Here is a 17,990-nt window from a genome sequence, read left to right on the forward strand (position 1 = left end):
CGCTCAACGGCACCGGCGCCAAACCAGCGGCAGCGGTCGCGCCCGCCCTTCGCGGCACGCGCACCATCTCCGGCGCCCGCGCCGGCCTTCCCTTCGATTCCATTCTCGTTCGCCGCCGAAACCCCGATGACCACTCCGCCGCCCTTCATCGCCGTCGTGCCCGCCCGCCTTGCCTCGACACGCCTGCCGAACAAGCCGCTCGCCGACCTCGGCGGCAAGCCGATGGTGGTGCGCGTGGCGGAGCGAGCACGCGAAGCGGGCGCCGCGCGCGTGCTGGTCGCCTCGGACGCGCAGAGCGTGCTCGACGCCGCGCGGGCGGAGGGGTTCGACGCGCTGCTCACGCGCGCCGACCATCCGTCCGGCACCGACCGCCTCGCCGAGGTCGCGACGCTGCTCGAATTGCCGAATGAAACGATCGTCGTGAATGTTCAAGGTGACGAGCCGCTGATCGATCCCGCGCTAATCCGCGACGTAGCGTCGCACCTGGCCGCCCATCCGGCCTGCGCGATCGCCACCGCCGCGCATCCGATCCACGACGCCGCCGACGTGTTCAATCCGAACGTCGTGAAAGTCGCGCTCGACGCGAAAAGCGTCGCGCTGTATTTTTCGCGCGCCCCGATCCCGTGGTCGCGCGATGCCTGGCAGCCGCACTGGCCTGCCGTCGAATCCATGCCGGAGCCGGCCTTCCCGGTATATCGCCACATCGGGCTGTACGCCTATCGCGCGCGTTTCCTGCGCAGTTACCCGTCGCTCGCGCAGGCGCCGATCGAGCAGGCCGAGCAGCTCGAACAGCTGCGCGCGATGTGGCACGGCGAGCGGATCGCGGTGCTCGTGACCGATGCCGCGCCGGCGCCGGGCGTCGACACGCCGGCCGATCTCGCGCGCGTGCAGGCCCTTTTTCGGTCGCCGCAAAAATAACCCATGGCATAATCGGACGACTGTGCGAGCCGTCAGGCGCCGCCCACGTTGAGTCGCGCTCGCCAGCTCCCTCCGCCGGCCGCCGCGCGGGCTTCACCGCCCGCGCCGCCGTCAGACCGGCCGGAGTTGTGTGGAAGCCGACCTCCGGGCCGCGCGCCGATGCGATCCCCTCGCGCCACATATTCATGAAACTTGGAGATATCACCATGCGTTTGATCCTGTTGGGCGCTCCCGGCGCCGGCAAGGGCACCCAGGCCACGTTCATCAAGGAAAAGTTCGGGATTCCGCAGATCTCGACGGGCGACATGCTGCGCGCGGCCGTGAAGGCCGGCACGCCGCTCGGCGTGGAGGCCAAGGGCTACATGGACGAGGGCAAGCTGGTGCCGGATTCGCTGATCATCGGCCTCGTGAAGGAACGCCTGAAGGAAGCGGACTGCGCCAACGGATATCTGTTCGACGGTTTCCCGCGCACCATCGCGCAGGCCGACGCGATGAAGGACGCCGGCGTGGCGATCGACTACGTGCTCGAGATCGACGTGCCGTTCTCGGCGATCATCGAGCGCATCAGCGGCCGCCGCACTCACCCGGCCTCGGGCCGCACCTATCACGTCACGTTCAACCCGCCAAAGGTCGAGGGCAAGGACGACGTGACGGGCGAGCCGTTGATCCAGCGCGACGACGACAAGGAAGACACGGTGAAGAAGCGTCTCGACGTCTACGAGGCACAGACCAAGCCGCTTATCTCGTATTACGGCGACTGGGCCGCGCGCGGTGCCGAAAACGGCCTGCAGGCGCCCGCCTATCGCAAGATCTCGGGCCTCGGCACGGTCGACGAAATCCGTCAGCGCGTGTTCGACGCACTGAAGTAAGCGTCGGCTGCGGGCACGACGCCCGGCCGCCGCGCCACGCCGCTCTCCGGAGCGGCTTTTTTTCGTCCGTCGAAAAATCGCATGAACGTTCGCTTCACGCCATCGCCACGCGCGGTTTCGTACAATCGACCGGCAATGGATCGCGCCGGCCGATCACGGCGGCGGATCCCGACAACCAAGGAGCGAAGATGGAATTACGCGGCAACGTCTTTCTGATCACGGGCGGCGCATCGGGCCTCGGCGCCGGCACGGCGCGCATGCTGGCCGGCGCGGGCGCGAAGGTGGTGCTCGCGGACCTGAACCGCGAGGCGGGCGAGGCGCTCGCCGGCGAACTCGGCGGGCGCTTCGTCAATTGCGACGTCACGCGCGAGGCCGATGCGCAGGCCGCCGTCGAGGCGGCCACCGGGCTCGGCACGCTGCGCGGCCTCGTCAACTGCGCCGGCATCGCGCCGGCCGCGAAGACGGTCGGCAAGGACGGCCCGCACTCGCTCGACCTGTTCGCGAAGGTCGTGTCGATCAACCTGGTCGGCAGCTTCAACATGGCGCGCCTGGCCGCGGCCGCGATGGCCGCGAACGCGCCGGTCGAGACCGGCGAGCGCGGCGTGATCGTCAACACCGCGTCGGTGGCCGCGTTCGACGGCCAGATCGGCCAGGCCGCCTACGCCGCCTCGAAGGCCGGCGTGGCCGGCATGACGCTGCCGCTCGCGCGCGACCTGTCGCGCAGCGCGATCCGCGTCATGACGATCGCGCCCGGCATCTTCGAGACGCCGATGCTGCTCGGCATGCCGCAGGAAGTGCAGGACGCGCTCGGCGCGATGGTGCCGTTCCCGCCGCGGCTCGGCAAGCCCGACGAGTACGCGATGCTGGTGCGCCAGATCCTCGAGAATCCGATGCTGAACGGCGAGGTGATCCGTCTCGACGGCGCGATCCGCATGCAGCCGAAATGAACGCCGGCGCGGCCCGCGAGCCGCGCGCCCGATGCGACGACGCCCGCGACTCCGGTGACGGAGTGCGCGGGCGTCGTCGTTTGAATCGGCTGGTGTCGGCCGACGGCGCAGGCGTCAGTCGTCGCCGCGCTGCATGCGCTGCCGCAGTTCGGTCAGCTGCGCCTCGACGATGGTCGCATCGACCGCCTCGGGGCAGTCGTCGAGATAGGACTCGAGATCCTCGAGCGCCGGGCGCAGGTAGTCGAGCCGCGCGTAGGCGAAGCCGCGGTCGCGCACCTCGTCGGGCTGCCCCGGCAGCAGGATCACGAGCCGCTGCTGCACCGCCAGCAGCCGCTGCCAGCGCTCGGTCTGCAGGTAGATCGACTTCAGGTTGTTGAGCATGCGCGAGAGCACCTCGCGGCTCGTCGCCGGCTGCAGCAGCGCGCGCAGCGTGCTCGACATGGTTTCCTCGGGATGCGCCACATACGGCTCCAGCATGTCGACCAGATCGGCCTCCGACAGCGAGCGCCCGGTGGTCGGATCGATCATCGCGTCGCCGTCGGCCAGCTTGGCGCGCAGCAGGAAGTGGCCCGGGAACGACACGCCGCGCACCGCCAGCCCGAGCTGGCCCGCCAGCTCCAGGTAGAGCACCGCGAGCGAGATCGGGATGCCGCGGCGGCGCTTGAGCACCATGTTCAGGTAGCTGTTGTCGGGATCGTAGTAATCGTTGTGATTGCAGGCGAAGCCGAGCTCGCGGAAGAAATAGTCGTTGAGCGCGTTCACCAGCTCGCGCGCCGGCAGGTCGGCCCGCACGCGCCGGCGAAAGCGCACGACGAGCGCGTCGAGCTCGGCGAGCACCGCCTGCATGTCGAGGTCGGGATAAGCGTCCTGGGCGAGCGAGAGCGCCGCCTCGGTCAAGGGCAGGCTGTCATCCTCGGCGACGAGGGCGCTGAAGAAATCGAGAACGCGGGTCATGGTGGTCGTCATTTGGCGCGGCGGCGGAAATACGCGTATTTGAATCCCATCAACCACAACATACCGAAATATAGTGCGGCGAACAGGATCAGGCTGGCGGCCGTCAACGCGATGCGCGCGAGCGGCTGCGCGCGCAGCCCGGTCCAGTCGAAATTGATCGCGAACCAGTGGATCGTGCCGGCGAGCACCAGCGAGGCGCCCGTCAGCTGGGCGAAGAAGCGCGGCCAGCCCGGCGACGGCCGGTAGATGCCGCGCCGGCGCAGCCCGAGGAACAGCAGCAGCGAATTCAGCGACGCGCCCACGCCGATGCTGAGCGTGAGGCCGGCCGTGCCGAGCAGCGGCACGAACACGTAGTTCGACAGCTGGGTGACGATCAGCACGCCGATCGCGATCTTCACCGGCGTCTTGATGTCCTGCTTGGCGTAGAAGCCCGGCGCGAGGATCTTGATCAGGATGATGCCGATCAGGCCGACGCCGTAGGCGGCCAGCGCGCGCGAGACCATCTGCACCGTGTGCGCGTCAAACTTGCCGTAGTTGAACAGCGTGGCCGTGAGCGGCGTGGCGAAGAACAGCAGCCCGAGCGCGCTCGGCACCGCGAGCAGGAAGGTCACGCGCAGGCCCCAGTCGAGCAGCGCCGAATACTCGGTCGAATCCTCGTCGACGTGCGCCTTCGACAGGCTCGGCAGCAGGATCGTGCCGAGCGCGACGCCGAGCAGCGCGGTGGGAAACTCCATGAGCCGGTCGGCGTAGTTGATCCACGACACGGCGCCCTGCCCGAGCCGCGACGCGATGTTCGTATTGATGATCAGCGAGAGCTGCGCGACCGAGACGGCAAAGGTGGCCGGCACCATCTTCGCGAGCACGCGCTTGACGCCCGGGTGCGCGAGCGCGCGCAGCGGATTGAGCCCGATGCGCGGCATCATGTCGATGCGCTTGAGCCCCGGCCACTGCACCACGAACTGCAGCAGGCCGCCGACGATCACGGCCCAGGCCAGCGCGTAGACCGGCATCTTCAGGTGCGGCGCGACGAACGCCGCGGCCACGATGAACGCAACGTTCAGCAGCACCGGCGCGAACGCCGGCAGCGAGAAGTTCTTGTAGGTGTTCAGCACGCCCGAGGCGAGCGTGGTCAGCGAGATGAAGATGATGTACGGGAACATGATCCGCGTCATCGTGACCGCGAGCGGATAGGCATGGCCGTCGTTGCTCAAGCCCGAGGCGACCGCGTAGACCACCCACGACGCACCCGCCACGCCCACCACCGAGAGCAGCGCGAGCGCCCAGGCGAGCACGGTCGACATCGCGTCGACGAGCGCCTTGGTCGCATCGTGGCCCTGCTGGTTCTTGAACTCGGCGAGGATCGGCACGAACGCCTGCGAAAACGCGCCCTCGGCCGACAGCCGGCGCAGCAGGTTCGGAATCCGGAAGGCGACGTAGAACGCGTCGGTGTATTGACTGGCGCCGAACGCACGGGCGATCAGCGTTTCGCGGGCCAGACCGGTCACGCGCGACAACAGCGTGAAGCCGCTGACCGTCAGCAGGGCTCGGAATAGATTCATGGGGCGCCTATTATACGGAAGCCCCGTTGCGGTCCGCCCCTTCGGCGGAAAAAGGCGCCGGACGCGCCGCGCGCGGAACTCCGGCCGGCGCCGGCATGGAATGACGCGCGACGAGACCGGCCGATATCGCCGAGCTTGTCACTGCCTTGATTTTGTTGCTATAATCTCGCGTTTCTGAGTCTGCATTCGCGCTGCGGTGATCATCGAGCACGTTGCCGACCTCGGTGAAACCAATGTTTTTTTGCGCCCCGGGCAATCGCTCTCGAGGGTCGGATCGAAAAGCAGCGCTTGGCCGTCAGGCTCCAAGCTCTGGGAACAGGACAGGATAAGGAACCGTCATGGCTAATTCCGCACAAGCACGCAAGCGCGCCCGCCAGGCAGCGAAGGCTAACTCGCACAACTCGGCGCTGCGCTCGAAATTCCGTACCGCAATCAAGGCGGTTCGCAAGGCGATCGACGCCGGCGATCAAGCCAAGGCTGCCGAGCTGTACAAGGCCGCCACGAAGACGATCGACACGATCGCCGACAAGAAGATCGTTCACAAGAACAAGGCCGCTCGCCACAAGAGCCGCCTGTCGGCAGCGGTCAAGGGCCTGCAGGCCGCCGCGCAGTAACTCGAATCCGGTGTGCCCGGCTCGCACGGGCCCCTGTTTCCCGCGATCGCGAAAAGCCCGCTTCGGCGGGCTTTTTGTCGTGCCTACGCGACTTGCCGCCAGCCGCGTCGCATGCGCGACGCCAACATGACGGTAGCCTGGCCGCCAGGCGGTGCGCCGCCGCGTGCCGGCGATAACGGGGGAGGGAATGGTGATGACGCCGGCGGCGGCCGTGCCGCTCCGCCCGCGCGGGTTCACTCAGGGATGCTTGCCCAGATGCAGCTCACAGGCTTCGGTGACGACGAGGTTGTTGTCGCGCGCGAAGTTCATCACGAAATCGAAGGCCATCGGCTCGAGGTCGCGCAGACGCGTGTCGACGATCACGCACTTGATGCCGCTGACGATCGTCGGCCGCACGTACAGCGAATATTTCATGTACGCATTGCGGCCGCTCGCGCCCGGTCCGAACTGGGCCATCACGCCGGCAAGCCGTTCCGACCAGTCGCTCGGACGAAACGTCTTTCCTTCTTTCGTGATGCCTTGAATGAAGAATTCGGTCGGGGGAGTTTCTGCCATGAAGGGTCCCAGTTGATGGGCCGACGGCATGACGCTGCCGCGGCGGAAACGGGGAACGGCCGCTTGCGGTGCCGGCTGCGTGGCGCGTTGCCGCCGCCCTCGCCGGGCGCTGCCCGCAAGCACACCGGTGTACGCAGCCGCGCATGAGCGCGGCGCCGCCCGTATCCGGCAGCGCGATCTGCCGGGCTTCGGAAAACCGCGAAATTATACCGCACCGCCGCATCCAGCGGCGCCACGATGCCGGTGCCGGACCGATTCGCGCGCCAACGCTTGCCCGCCCGTCCCCTCCCCGTCACCCCGATTTGCGCGGCTAGACCGCGCGGCGCCGGCCGCCCGCCGGGAGCTGGCGCGCCGGGGCGGCCCGGCTCGTCAAAGCCGGCAAAATCCTTTATGCTCGACCGGATTACCACACCCCGACGGCCGGCGCCGTCCGGCGCGCGAGCGCCGGTTGCCTCCCGCCGCGTCTCGTTTCATGACCGCCAAAACCATTCGTCACTACCTGCAGTTCAAGGATTTCTCGCTGGAAGACTACGAGTACGTGCTCGAGCGCACGGGTATCCTGAAGCGCAAGTTCAAGAACTACGAAACCTATCATCCGCTGCACGACCGCACGCTCGCGATGATCTTCGAGAAGAACTCGACGCGCACGCGGCTCTCGTTCGAGGCGGGCATCTTCCAGCTCGGCGGCCACGCGGTCTTCATGAGCACGCGCGACACGCAACTCGGCCGCGGCGAACCGGTCGAGGATTCCGCGCAGGTGATCTCGCGGATGGTCGACATCATCATGATCCGCACCTTCGAGCAGGAGATCATCCAGCGCTTCGCCGACAACTCGCGCGTGCCGGTGATCAACGGTCTGACCAACGAGTTTCACCCGTGCCAGGTGCTGGCGGACATCTTCACGTACTACGAACACCGCGGCCCGATCCGCGGCAAGACGGTGGCCTGGGTCGGCGACGCCAACAACATGCTCTACACCTGGATCCAGGCCGCGCAGATCCTCGGCTTCAAGCTGCGCCTGTCCACGCCGCCCGGCTACGCGCTCGACATGTCGCTCGTCGACGCCGGCAGCGCGTCGGCCTACGAGGTGGTCGAGGACCCGAACGAAGCCTGCCGCGGCGCCGATCTCGTCACGACCGACGTCTGGACCAGCATGGGCTTCGAGGCCGAGAACGAGGTGCGCAAGCAGGCCTTCGCCGACTGGTGCGTCGACGAGGAGATGATGGCCGGCGCGAGCCCCGACGCGCTCTTCATGCACTGCCTGCCCGCCCATCGTGGCGAGGAAGTGTCGGCCGGCGTGATCGACGGCCCGCAGAGCGTGGTCTGGGACGAGGCGGAAAACCGCCTGCACGTGCAAAAGGCGCTGATGGAATTCCTGCTGCTCGGCAAGCTCAATCACTGAGCGCCGCGTCGCAGCAAAGACGGACGAAGCCCCGCCGAGGCGGGGCTTTTTCATGGGCGCGCGGGCTGAAGCGGCACGAAACGGCACGAACGGCCCGCGCCGCCACTCAGATCGCGACCGGCTCGGCCTCGAGCCGCACGCCGAAGCGCGCCTCCACGTCGGCCTCGATCGCACGGGCGAGCGCCAGCACGTCCGCCCCCGTCGCGCCGCCGCGATTCACCAGCACCAGCGCCTGGCGATCGTGGACCGCCGCCGCGCCGAGCGCGCGCCCCTTCCAGCCGCAGCGGTCGATCAACCAGCCGGCCGCGAGCTTGACGCGCCCGTCGGGCTGCGGATATGCGACCAGCTCGGGCTCGCGTTCGCGCAGCGCCGCGCATTGCGCCGCGTCGATCACCGGATTCTTGAAGAAGCTGCCGGCGTTGCCGAGCACGCGCGGATCGGGCAGCTTCGCGCGCCGGATCGCAACCACCGCGTCGAACACGTCGCGCGGCGTCGCGGCGGCCGGCTCGATGCCACCCGCCGCGAACTCGCGCGCGACGTCCGCGTAGTTGGTACGCGGCTCCCAGCGCTTCGGCAGCCGGAACGTGACCGACACGATCGCGAAACGCTCGCGCGCCTCGCGCTTGAACACGCTGTCGCGATAGCCGAACGCGCAGGCCGCGGCGTCGAACTGCACCAGCTCGCCGCTGGCCAGCTCGACGGCCTTCAGCGCGGCGAAGCGCTCGCGCATCTCGATGCCGTAGGCGCCGATGTTCTGGATCGGCGCGGCGCCGACCGTGCCGGGAATCAGCGCGAGATTCTCGAGCCCCGGCATGCCGGCCGCGAGCGTCCAGTCGACGAACGCGTGCCAGTTCTCGCCGCCGCCCGCCTCCACGTACCAAGCCTCGCCGTCCTCGCCCACCAGCGCGCGGCCGCGCACGTCGTTGATCAGCACCAGCGCGTCCACGTCGCCGGTGAACACCACGTTGCTGCCGCCGCCGAGCACCCGCACCGGCAGCCCGGCCACGCGTGGGTCGCGCGCCGCGGCGACGAACCCGGCCGGCGTGCCGACCGTCGCCGCGAAACGCGCACGCACGTCGAAGCCGAACGTGTTGTGCTCGCGCAGCGGGTAATCGGGACGCAACACCGGGGTGTCGGCGGACGGCGGCGGCAGGGCGGGATCGGACGGCATCGGGGCTTCGGACATCGGCGGCGGGCAGGGAACGGCGCGGGGTTCGCGCAAACCGCGCCGGCGCAACAGGCGGGCGGCCTTGGGCAAACGCGGGGGCATCGGTAAAATGGCAATCGGTCCGCAATTATAGCGAGTGAGCGCGCCCGCTTCGCGCGGCGCGCGCGTTTTACAGGGAGAATCGCATGCCATCGTTCGACGTCGTTTCCGAAGCGAACATGATTGAAGTGAAAAACGCCATCGAGCAGTCGAACAAGGAAATTTCGACGCGCTTCGACTTCAAGGGCTCCGACTCGCGCGTCGAGCACAAGGAGCAGGAGCTGACGATGTTTGCCGACGACGACTTCAAGCTCGGCCAGGTGAAGGACGTGCTGATCGGCAAGATGGCCAAGCGCGGCGTCGACGTGCGTTTCCTCGACTACGGCAAGGTCGAGAAGATCGGCGGCGACAAGCTCAAGCAGGTCGTCACGATCAAGAAGGGCGTGACGGGCGATCTGGCCAAGCGCGTCGTGCGCACCGTGAAGGACAGCAAGATCAAGGTGCAGGCCAGCATCCAGGGCGACGCCGTGCGCGTGTCGGGCACCAAGCGCGACGATCTGCAAAGCGTGATCGCGCTGCTGCGCAAGGAAATCTCCGATACGCCGCTCGACTTCAACAACTTCCGCGACTGATCGCGGCGCGGCGCCGGCGATGCCTGCCGGCGTGCCGCGTGTTCCGTACCACCCGCCGGCCGCGCCGGGTCACTCCGCGCGGGGCGCCTCCGCGGCTTTCTTCTTCTCGCCGATCCGGCTTTCCTGCCCCTTCAGCAGCTTCGAGATATTGCCGCGGTGCCGCCAGACCAGCAGCACGCTCATCGCCAGCACGGCCCAGGCGACCGGATTGTCGTGCGTGCCGAACAGGTAGACGTCGAACAGCGGCGCGAACACGGCGGCCACCAGCGCGGCGAACGACGAGTAGCGGAAGCAGAACGCGATCACGAGCCAGGTCAAGAGCGTCGCGATGCCGAGCGCAGGCGAGATCGCGAGCAGCACGCCGGCCGCCGTCGCCACGCCCTTGCCGCCCTGGAAGCGGAAGAATACCGGGTACAGGTGGCCGAGGAACACCGCGATCGCGGCCAGCCCGATGCCGGTCTCGCCGCCGATCCCGAAGTGCCGCACCAGCCAGACGGCCAGCCAGCCCTTGAACGCGTCGCCGAGCAGCGTCAGGATCGCGGCCTTGCGGTTGCCGCTGCGCAGTACATTGGTCGCGCCGGGGTTCTTCGAGCCATACGAGCGGGGATCGGCGAGACCCATCAACGCGCTGACGACGACGGCGAACGACACCGAGCCGATCAGGTAGGCAGCGACGGTAGCGATCAGAATCTGCATGGGGACGTAATTTCGACGAATGAATGAGGAAGCGGCGCCGTCTGCCGGGCCGCGGCGGCGCCCATTCTACCGAAGCGCGCCGGCCGGGGCCGCCGGTGAAACCCTCAGTCGACGCTCGCGCACTGCACCGGCGTCGCACCGAGCACCGTGGTCAGCACCGCCGGCGCGAGGCTCACGAGGTAGCCGCGCCGGCCGCCGTTGACGAAGATCGAGGGCAAGTCGAGCACGCTCGCCTCGACGTAGACCGGCATCGCCTTCTTCGTGCCGAACGGCGACGTGCCGCCGACCAGATAGCCGGAATGGCGGTTGGCGACCTCGGGCTTGCAAGGCTCGACGCGCTTGGCCCCGATCTGCCGCGCCAGGTTCTTGGTCGACACGGTGCGGTCGCCGTGCATCAGGATCACCAGCGGCTTGGCGTGCTCGTCCTCCATCACCAGCGTCTTGACCACGGCGTGCTCGTCCACGCCGAGCTGGCGCGCCGATTCGCCGGTGCCGCCGTGCTCGACGTAATCGTAGGTGTGTTCGCCGAAGGCGATGCCGTGGCGGCGCAACCATTGCGTCGCCGGTGTTTCGGATACGTGTCGGGATTTGCTCATGCGCGCATTTTAATTGCGGGCGCCGCGAAGCACTATTGTCCGTTCGGCCGATTGCGGCGCCCGGGGTGGGCGTGGCACGATCGGCACGTTTTCCTGCGAAAGGCCGCGCCCCGCCCGCGCCGGCCTCGTTTCCGGAGCCCTGATGCCCCTTTCACCGCCCTCCCCGAGCCTCGACGTCGCGGCGCTGCTCGCCGCGCTGCCCGAGCGGATTACCGAGGTGCCCGCGCGGATCGCGGCGCGCCTGCCCGATCACCCGGCGCTCGTCGAGGATGCGCGCCGGCTCAGCTACCGGCAGCTCGTGGCGGCCGTCGACGCGACGGCCGGCCGGTTGCGCGCGCTCGGCGTGCGCGGCGGCGACCGTGTGATGATCGTCGCCGAGAACAGCATCGCGCAGATCGTGCTGCTGTTCGCGGCCGCCTCCCTCGATGCCTGGGCGTTCCTCGCGAACGCGCGGCTGTCGGCGGCCGAACTCGACGCGATCGCCGCGCACGCGCGGCCGCGCGCGATCGCGTTCGTCACCGCCACCTCGCCCGACGCGGCCGCCCACGCGGCACGCCACCGCGCGCTGCCCGCCGCCACGGGCGAGCCCGACATCGGCACCTGGGCCGTCGCGCTCGATCCCGACGCCACCGCCGAGCCGGTCGAATCCGACGCGGCCCGGCAGTGCGCGGCGCTGATCTACACCACCGGCACCACCGGCACGCCGAAGGGCGTGATGCTGTCGCACCGCAACCTGCTGTTCGTCGCCGCGATGTCGAGCACGCTGCGGCGCGTGAGCGCCGACGACGTCGTCTACACGGTGCTGCCGATATCGCACGTCTACGGCCTGACCTCGGTCTGCCTCGGCAGCCTCTACGCCGGCGCCACGCTGCGGCTGGTGCAGCGCTTCACGCCCGAGGCCGTGCGCCGCGCGCTCGCCGACGAACGCGTGACGATCTTCCAGGGCGTGCCGGCGATGCACGCGAAGCTGCTCGACCATCTGCAGGCGCGAGGCCACGCGTGGCATGCGCCGCATCTGCGCTTCATCTATTCGGGCGGCTCGCCGCTCGACGCCGACCTGAAGGCGCGCGTCGAGCGCATCTACGGCCTGCCAATGCACAACGGCTACGGCATGACCGAGAGCAGCCCGACCGTCACGCAGACCTCGCTCGACGCGCCGCGCGCCGACTGCTCGGTCGGCACGCCGATTCCCGGCATCGAGGTGCGCCTGGCCGGTGTGGACGGCCGCGACGTGGCACCCGGCGAAGTCGGCGAAATCCTCGTGCGCGGGCCGAACGTGATGCTCGGCTATTACCGCAACCCGGAGGCGACGCGCGCGGCGGTGACGGCCGACGGCTGGCTGAAGACGGGCGACCTCGCGAGCGCCGCTGGCGACGGCGCGCTGACCATCGCCGGCCGCAGCAAGGAACTGATCATCCGCTCGGGGTTCAACGTCTATCCGGCCGAGGTCGAGCATGTGCTCAACGCGCATCCGGCGGTCGTGCAGTCGGCCGTGATCGGCCGGCCGGTGGCGGACAACGAGGAAGTGATGGCCTTCGTCGAGCTGACGCCGGGCGCGGCGCTCGCGCATGACGAACTCGAGGCCTGGTGCGCGGCGCGGCTCGCGCCGTACAAGCGGCCCGCGCGCATCGTCGCCGTCGATGCGCTGCCGGCCGCCTCGACGGGCAAGGTGCTCAAGCATCGGCTGCGCGAGCATCCTGCCTATGGCCAGTGATGCGGCGCGGCGCTCGTGGGGCGCCGCGCTGCACCGTGCGTGATTCGATGCGGCGATCCCGTGCCGTGGATCGCTGACGCCAGCCCAAGCCGCTTCAGCCGCGCGGATGATGCGCGGCGTGCAGCGTCCTCAGCCGCTCGCGCGCGACGTGCGTGTAGATCTGCGTCGTCGAGATGTCGCTGTGGCCGAGCAGCATCTGCACCACGCGCAGGTCGGCGCCGTGGTTGAGCAGATGCGTCGCGAACGCGTGCCGCAGCGTGTGCGGCGACAGGTGCGCACGGATCTCGGCGTGCGTCGCGTGGCGCTTGATGATGTTCCAGAACTGCTGGCGCGTCATGCCTTCGCCGCGCGCGGTCACGAACAGCGCGTCCGAGGCGCGCGCGCCGAGCAGCGCCGGGCGCGCTTCGCGCAGGTAGCGCTCGATCCAGCCGTGCGCGACCTCGCCGAACGGCACCAGCCGCTCCTTCGAGCCCTTGCCCATCACGCGCACCACGCCGTCGTTGAGGCCGACCTCGACGCTCTTCAGCGTCACGAGTTCGCTCACGCGCAGCCCGCTCGCGTACATCAGTTCGAGCATGGTGCGGTCGCGCAGCCCGAGCGCGGTCTCGACGTCGGGCGCCGCGAGCAGCGCCTCGACCTGCGCCTCCGACAGCGTCGACGGAAACCGCGCCGGCTGCTTCGCGGACAGGATGCGCAGCGTCGGATCGGTCGCGGCGCGATGCTCGCGCAGCGCCCAGCCGTAGTAGCGGCGGAACACCGACAGGCGCCGGTTCGACGAGGTGGCCTTGCCGTCGCTGCGCGCCGCGATGTAGCCCGTCAGCATCGCCTCGTCCACGGCGTCGACATTCGCGCCGTGCGCGGCCGCGAGCCATTGCGCGAACAACGTCAGATCGCGCCGGTAGGCATCGAGCGTGTTCTGCGACAGGCCGTGCTCGAGCCAGAGCGCGTCGCAGAACAGGTCGATCGAGGTCCGGCTCGCCTCGCGCTCGGGGCTGCCGCCGAGCGGATGTCCGCCGTCGGCCGGCCCGTCGCCGGCACCGGACCCGGCCGGCCGCCCCGCCGCCGCGCGTGGCTTTCGGCCCGCCACGACAGGCGGCTTGCCCGCCGCTGCCGGCGCTGCGGCGGCGCCTCTCGTGCCCTTCACATCCTTCACGGCCTTCGTGCCCTTCGCACCCTTGACAGGCTTCGCGCCGTCGGCCGCCTCGCCGGCGGCCGCGTCGATCGCGCCCGTGGCGCCCACGGTCGCCGAAGGCACGCCACCCTGTCCACCAGGCGACACCGCCGTGTCCTCGTCCGCGCCGGACGCCCGCGCCTCGCGCGGCTCATCCGCCGGCACGCCGGTCTGTTCGTCGATCCGCGTCGCCATCAGTAACGAATCCCTTCATGCGCGAGCAGCCAGCGCTTGATCTTCAGGAAATAACCTTCATCGTCGTGATTCGAGAAGCCGCCGATGCCGCTCGCCGCGACGACGCGATGGCACGGGATCACGAGCGGAAACCAGTTCGCGCCGCAGGCCTGGCCGACCGCGCGCGGTGCGCTGCCGATCCGCTTCGCGAGCTGGCCGTAAGTCACCACGTTGCCGGGGGGCACCTCGCGGATCGCCTGCCAGACGCGCTGCTGGAACGCCGAGCCGACCTCGGCGAGCGGCAGCGTGAAGCGCGCCGAGGCCCGCTCGAAATACCGCTCGATCTGCTTCGCGGCGCGCCGCGCGAGCGCGTTGTCGGGCGCCACGGCGCGCACCGAATCGGGCAGATAGACGAGCTCGCGCACCACGCTCCCTTCGGTGCGAATGCCGATCCTGCCGAACGGCGCGTCGATCACTGCATTGAACATCACGGTCTCCCGAAGCGCGGCCGGCGCCGCGCGATCCCCGCCACCCATTCATCCTCCGCCGCGCCATGCCGCCGTCAGGCGGCCCGCAGCGCCCATTCCACATGTTCGCGCACGAGCCCGGAGGCATCGTCGGCGCGTGCCGCGAGCGCCGCCACGATCGCCGCGCGCGCCTCGTCGGTCACGCGCCCGGCCGGCGCGCGCAGCGCGTTGCCGAGCCCGACCGCGAGGTTGCGCAGCCAGCGTTCGTAGCCGATGCGCCGGATCGCGCTGCCCTGCATGCGCTCGTCGAATTCCGTCGCGCTCCAGCCGAACAGCTCGACGAGCGAGGCCCGGTCGAGCCCGTGGCGCACGTCGAAATCGGCCACCGGCGCGGCCTGTGCGAACTTGTTCCAGGGGCAGACGAGCTGGCAGTCGTCGCAGCCATACACGCGATTGCCGATCAGCGGGCGCATCGCTTCCGGAATACTGCCTTTCAGTTCGATCGTCAGGTACGAGATGCAGCGCCGCGCATCGACGCGAAACGGCTCGACGATCGCCGCCGTCGGGCAGGCGTCGAGACAGCGCGTGCAACTGCCGCAATGCGAGCCCGGCGTTTCGGGCGCGGCCTCGGGGTGCAGCTCGGCGTCGGTCGGCAGCGGCACGTCGACGAAGATCTCGCCGAGGAAGAACAGCGAGCCGGCGTCGCGCTGCAGCAGCAGCGTGTGCTTGCCGCGCCAGCCGTTGCCGGCCTTCTGCGCGAGTTCGACCTCGAGCACCGGCGCCGAATCGGTGAACACGCGATAGCCGAACGGGCCGATCTCGGCCTCGATGCGCTCGGCGAGCGTCTGCAGCCGGTTGCGCAGCACCTTGTGATAATCGCGGCCGCGCGCGTAGATCGACACCACGGCAGCGGCCGGGTCCTCGAGCCGCGCGAGCTCGTGCGCGCGCCAGCCGCCTGCGTCCGACGCGGCGCCGTCGGCCACCGTGGCGGCCGGCAGATAGGCGAGCCGCGCCGAGATCACACGTCGCGTACCGGCCACAAGTTCGGCCGGGCGCGCGCGTTTCATGCCGTGTTTGGCCATATAATCCATTTCGCCGTGGCAACCGGCTTCCAGCCAGGCGGCGAGCCCCGCTTCGGCATCCGAGAGATCGGTATCGCTGATGCCGATCGCCCCGAAACCCAGTTCGCGCCCCCAGGCCCGGATGCGCCGCGCAAGCGCCTCCAGCGCCGCATCGTCGAGGCGGCGCCACGCGGCGCCGTCGCTTTGCGAAGCGGGCGCGTCGATCACGGCGAGTTCCGGTTTACGGTTCATCGCGCTATTTTACGAGAATGCCCGCGCAGCCCAGCCATCCGCACGCCGTGTCCGTCCCCGCCGCACCGCTGGCCGAGCGCCGCTTCGCGCTCCCGGACGAGGCCGCGACCGCCGCGTTCGGCGAACGCTTCGCGCACGCGCTCGACGCGGTGCGCGCGCAGGCCGTCGCCCGGCACGCGTTCACCGGCCTGCAGATCCAGCTCGCGGGCGACCTCGGCGCCGGCAAGACCACGCTGGTTCGCGCGATCCTGCGCGGCCTCGGCCACGCCGGCCGCGTGAAGAGTCCCACCTACACGCTCGTCGAGCCCTACGTGCTCGCGCGCGAAAACGGGGAACTCACGGTCCATCATTTCGATCTCTACCGATTCAGTGATCCGGCCGAATGGGCGGACGCGGGCTTTCGCGAATATTTCAACGCCGGTGCGATCTGCCTCGTCGAATGGCCGCAGCAGGCCGGTACCCTGCTCGGCGTGCCGGATCTCGTGTTCGCGCTCGATGTCGACGGCGACGGCCGCCGGCTCGACGCGCGGGCCTACAGCGCTTCAGGAACCGCATGTCTCGAAAGATGTTGATCAAACCGTTCCGGTCGATCGAATCGGCCGCCACCGTCACCCACAACTGGCGGCGCCGGCAGGTGCTCGTCGCGGGCGCCTCGACGCTCGTGCTCGGGCTGGTCGCGCCGAGCCTGGCGCGCGCGTCGTCGGTGCTCGGCGTGCGGGTCTGGCCCGCGCGCGACTACACGCGCGTGACGATCGAATCCGACCAGCCGCTGCAGGCGGCCCAGCAGCTGCTGCAAGGCCCCGACCGGCTGGTGGTCGACCTCGACGGGCTCGACCTCGACCAGGCGCTGCGCGAGCTCGTCTCGAAGATCGCGCCGAACGATCCGCAGATCCAGTCGGTGCGCGTCGGCCAGTACCAGCCGCACGTGGTGCGCATGGTGTTCGACCTGAAAGGTTTGGTGAAGCCGCAGATGTTCACGCTGCCGCCGGTCGGCTCGTATCGCTACCGGCTGGTGTTCGACCTGTATCCGGCCGTCGCGCCCGATCCGCTGTCGGACCTGATCGCGCAGACCGAGCACAAGCAACAGCAGCTGAACGACTCGGTGCGCGCGCAGGAAGCGCAGCCGCCGCAGGCGGCGCTGAACGGCCCCGGCACGCCGCCGCCCGCGAACGGCGACGGCAGCGACGCGTTCTTCCAGCGCTTCGCGCAGAACACGGCGCCGGCCGCGCGGCCCTCGCCCGCCGCGCCGTCGAGCCCGGCCAGGCCCGCCATCAAGCCGCCGCCCGCCGTCGCGAAGCAGGACGACGATGACGACACCGACTCGTCCTATGCGTTCACGGCGCCGAAGGGCAAGAACGGCACGGTGCGGCTGCTCACCGTCGCGATCGACCCGGGCCACGGCGGCGAGGATCCCGGCGCGATCGGCGGCGGCGGCACCTACGAGAAGCACGTCGCGCTCGACATCGCCAAGCGGCTGCGCGCGAAGATCGACGGTGCGCCGAACATGCGCTCGATGATGACGCGCGACAACGACTTCTTCGTGCCGCTGAACGTGCGCGTGCAGAAGGCGCGGCGCGTCGGCGCCGACCTGTTCGTGTCGATCCACGCCGACGCGTTCACCACGCCGCAGGCGCACGGCTCGTCGGTGTTCGCGCTGTCCGACCATGGCGCGACCAGCGCCGCCGCGCGCTGGATGGCGAACAAGGAGAACTCGTCGGACACGATCGGCGGGATCAACGTGAAGACGCAGGACGTGTCGGTGAACCGCGCGCTGTTCGACATGTCGACCACGGCGCAGATCCGCGACTCGCTGCGCTACGGCAACTTCGTGCTGAAGGAAGTCGGCACCATCAACAAACTGCACAAGGGCTCGGTCGAGCAGGCCGGCTTCGCGGTGCTGAAGGCGCCCGACATTCCGTCGATCCTGGTCGAGACCGCGTTCATCAGCAATCCGGAAGAAGAGCGTCGCCTCAACGACGACGCCTATCGCGAGCAGATGGCCGACGCGATCTTCCGCGGCATCAAGCGCTACTTCGCGGCGAATCCGCCGCTCGCGAAAAGCCGGATGGCCTGAACCCCGGCCGCCGGTTTGCGGCAACTTCACGGCCGCTTCATGGCCGCTTCATGGCCACAAAGCGCCGCCGGACGCAAAGGCCCCGCGTTCGCGGGGCCTTTTTCCTTCCGGCGCCAGGCGTGCCGCCG

General features: G+C 69.4%; 18 protein-coding genes. 9 read left to right on the forward strand and 9 right to left on the reverse strand.

Annotated features, from left to right (window positions below; genetic code table 11):
* The first annotated feature begins 126 nt into the window (after window positions 1-126).
* The 3 genes from kdsB to bpln_RS14930 all read left to right on the forward strand — a co-directional run bounded on the left by kdsB (window position 127) and on the right by bpln_RS14930 (window position 2,734).
* Window positions 127-918 (forward strand): 3-deoxy-manno-octulosonate cytidylyltransferase, encoded by a 792-nt coding sequence (gene kdsB / locus bpln_RS14920; RefSeq protein ID WP_055139173.1) that lies wholly within the window; start codon window positions 127-129, stop codon window positions 916-918.
* A 206-nt stretch (window positions 919-1,124) separates the two neighbouring features.
* Window positions 1,125-1,787 (forward strand): adenylate kinase, encoded by a 663-nt coding sequence (gene adk / locus bpln_RS14925; RefSeq protein WP_042625835.1) that lies wholly within the window; start codon window positions 1,125-1,127, stop codon window positions 1,785-1,787.
* A gap of 188 nt (window positions 1,788-1,975) precedes the next feature.
* Complete coding sequence (locus bpln_RS14930) at window positions 1,976-2,734, forward strand: SDR family NAD(P)-dependent oxidoreductase (protein ID WP_042625836.1); 759 nt, start codon at window positions 1,976-1,978, stop codon at window positions 2,732-2,734.
* 114 nt (window positions 2,735-2,848) lie between these two features.
* On the opposite strand, the gene bpln_RS14935 is transcribed toward bpln_RS14930, so the two are convergent.
* The gene (locus bpln_RS14935) at window positions 2,849-3,688 is read right to left on the reverse strand and encodes a SirB1 family protein (RefSeq protein ID WP_042626735.1); all 840 of its coding nucleotides are present in this window, start codon (window positions 3,686-3,688) and stop codon (window positions 2,849-2,851) included.
* A gap of 8 nt (window positions 3,689-3,696) precedes the next feature.
* The gene (murJ, locus tag bpln_RS14940; protein WP_042625837.1) at window positions 3,697-5,247 is read right to left on the reverse strand and encodes a murein biosynthesis integral membrane protein MurJ; all 1,551 of its coding nucleotides are present in this window, start codon (window positions 5,245-5,247) and stop codon (window positions 3,697-3,699) included.
* A 338-nt stretch (window positions 5,248-5,585) separates the two neighbouring features.
* On the opposite strand from murJ, the gene rpsT reads away from it, so the two are divergent.
* Window positions 5,586-5,861 (forward strand): 30S ribosomal protein S20, encoded by a 276-nt coding sequence (gene rpsT, locus bpln_RS14945; RefSeq protein ID WP_013699183.1) that lies wholly within the window; start codon window positions 5,586-5,588, stop codon window positions 5,859-5,861.
* Between the two features lie 237 nt (window positions 5,862-6,098).
* On the opposite strand, the gene bpln_RS14950 is transcribed toward rpsT, so the two are convergent.
* Entirely contained in the window at window positions 6,099-6,416 is a 318-nt protein-coding gene (locus tag bpln_RS14950) for a DUF3579 domain-containing protein (RefSeq protein WP_042625838.1), read from the reverse strand.
* A gap of 472 nt (window positions 6,417-6,888) precedes the next feature.
* Here bpln_RS14950 and argF point away from each other — a divergent pair, with 472 nt between their 5' ends.
* A complete protein-coding gene (gene argF / locus bpln_RS14955; protein ID WP_055139174.1) occupies window positions 6,889-7,818 on the forward strand; it encodes an ornithine carbamoyltransferase in 930 nt (309 codons plus the stop codon).
* Between the two features lie 106 nt (window positions 7,819-7,924).
* Here the strand turns inward: argF and murB are convergent, their stop codons facing one another.
* Entirely contained in the window at window positions 7,925-8,989 is a 1,065-nt protein-coding gene (murB, locus tag bpln_RS14960) for a UDP-N-acetylmuramate dehydrogenase (RefSeq protein ID WP_055139546.1), read from the reverse strand.
* Between the two features lie 182 nt (window positions 8,990-9,171).
* Between murB and bpln_RS14965 the strand changes: the two genes are divergently transcribed.
* Window positions 9,172-9,657, forward strand: a complete 486-nt coding sequence (locus bpln_RS14965; RefSeq protein WP_042625840.1) for a YajQ family cyclic di-GMP-binding protein — start codon at window positions 9,172-9,174, stop codon at window positions 9,655-9,657.
* A 69-nt stretch (window positions 9,658-9,726) separates the two neighbouring features.
* Here bpln_RS14965 and plsY read toward each other — a convergent pair whose 3' ends face one another.
* Both plsY and ybaK read right to left on the reverse strand, forming a co-directional pair.
* Entirely contained in the window at window positions 9,727-10,353 is a 627-nt protein-coding gene (gene plsY / locus bpln_RS14970; RefSeq protein WP_042625841.1) for a glycerol-3-phosphate 1-O-acyltransferase PlsY, read from the reverse strand.
* Window positions 10,354-10,457: 104 nt separating this feature from the next.
* Window positions 10,458-10,949: a Cys-tRNA(Pro) deacylase gene (gene ybaK / locus bpln_RS14975; protein ID WP_042625842.1), complete on the reverse strand. Its 492-nt coding sequence runs from the start codon at window positions 10,947-10,949 to the stop codon at window positions 10,458-10,460.
* Window positions 10,950-11,091: 142 nt separating this feature from the next.
* Between ybaK and bpln_RS14980 the strand changes: the two genes are divergently transcribed.
* Window positions 11,092-12,663, forward strand: a complete 1,572-nt coding sequence (locus bpln_RS14980; RefSeq protein ID WP_055139175.1) for a class I adenylate-forming enzyme family protein — start codon at window positions 11,092-11,094, stop codon at window positions 12,661-12,663.
* A 94-nt stretch (window positions 12,664-12,757) separates the two neighbouring features.
* Here bpln_RS14980 and xerD read toward each other — a convergent pair whose 3' ends face one another.
* From xerD to queG, 3 genes are all read right to left on the reverse strand, one after another.
* The gene (gene xerD / locus bpln_RS14985) at window positions 12,758-13,750 is read right to left on the reverse strand and encodes a site-specific tyrosine recombinase XerD (protein ID WP_055139547.1); all 993 of its coding nucleotides are present in this window, start codon (window positions 13,748-13,750) and stop codon (window positions 12,758-12,760) included.
* Between the two features lie 278 nt (window positions 13,751-14,028).
* Window positions 14,029-14,496 (reverse strand): methylated-DNA--[protein]-cysteine S-methyltransferase, encoded by a 468-nt coding sequence (locus bpln_RS14990; RefSeq protein ID WP_055139176.1) that lies wholly within the window; start codon window positions 14,494-14,496, stop codon window positions 14,029-14,031.
* 74 nt (window positions 14,497-14,570) lie between these two features.
* Window positions 14,571-15,788: a tRNA epoxyqueuosine(34) reductase QueG gene (gene queG, locus bpln_RS14995; protein ID WP_055139177.1), complete on the reverse strand. Its 1,218-nt coding sequence runs from the start codon at window positions 15,786-15,788 to the stop codon at window positions 14,571-14,573.
* A gap of 17 nt (window positions 15,789-15,805) precedes the next feature.
* Between queG and tsaE the strand changes: the two genes are divergently transcribed.
* Together tsaE and bpln_RS15005 are read left to right on the forward strand one after the other, a co-directional pair.
* Window positions 15,806-16,360 (forward strand): tRNA (adenosine(37)-N6)-threonylcarbamoyltransferase complex ATPase subunit type 1 TsaE, encoded by a 555-nt coding sequence (tsaE, locus tag bpln_RS15000; RefSeq protein WP_042625846.1) that lies wholly within the window; start codon window positions 15,806-15,808, stop codon window positions 16,358-16,360.
* Window positions 16,342-17,862 (forward strand): N-acetylmuramoyl-L-alanine amidase, encoded by a 1,521-nt coding sequence (locus bpln_RS15005; RefSeq protein WP_055139178.1) that lies wholly within the window; start codon window positions 16,342-16,344, stop codon window positions 17,860-17,862. The genes tsaE and bpln_RS15005 overlap by 19 nt, the downstream gene beginning before the upstream one ends.
* Window positions 17,863-17,990 lie beyond the last annotated feature (128 nt).

This window comes from Burkholderia plantarii (genome assembly GCF_001411805.1).
Lineage (GTDB): Bacteria > Pseudomonadota > Gammaproteobacteria > Burkholderiales > Burkholderiaceae > Burkholderia > Burkholderia plantarii.